The 508-nt window shown below is 46.5% G+C and carries 2 protein-coding genes; both read right to left on the bottom strand.

Going from position 1 to position 508, the window contains the following annotated elements:
- The coding region (locus tag R7O13_RS31120) for an arsenic resistance protein (protein ID WP_412125761.1) at positions 1 to 233 on the bottom strand (233 nt) is incomplete at its 3' end.
- A gap of 84 nt (positions 234 to 317) precedes the next feature.
- On the bottom strand, positions 318 to 508 hold a 191-nt coding region (locus R7O13_RS31115), incomplete at its 5' end, for a winged helix-turn-helix domain-containing protein (RefSeq protein ID WP_318305763.1).

Here is a 508-nt window from a genome sequence, read left to right as displayed (position 1 = left end):
CCCAATAGACCGTAGTTCACCTTGGCGAGTGGTGGGTACATCATCAAAATCAAACCAATGGCGAGCGGTACGTTCGTACTACCAACGGACATCGCTTCGTTCCATTCTGCTACTTGCGGGTAGACTGCGCCTATCCCCACGCCGATGGCCATTGCGACAAAAATCCAGACCGTTAAGTAGCGGTCAAGAAAGCTCATTTTTTCACTGGCACTATTTAAAACTTCAGTCGTCATAGTGGTCTCTATTCGTTTATCGTCGAAAGGCGATGTATTAAGTTATAGTTTATCTTTGCGCGCGTGGAAAGCGCGCAACGTGTCTTAGCTAAATAAACCGGAAAACTGAGCGTTAAACGCGTTCAGTTTTTCACGTTGAATACGGTAACAAACCTTTGGCGGGTTGGGTTCTGCACTGATAAACCCGGCCTGTTTTAGAATGCGTAAGTGTTCTGATACAGTCGATTGCGCTAAACCTAACTCAGAGACTAAATCGCTATTTAAGCAGCCGCCCA

This window comes from Vibrio sp. Y176 (assembly GCF_033438945.1).
This window is presented reverse-complemented; position numbering and strand designations above follow the sequence as displayed.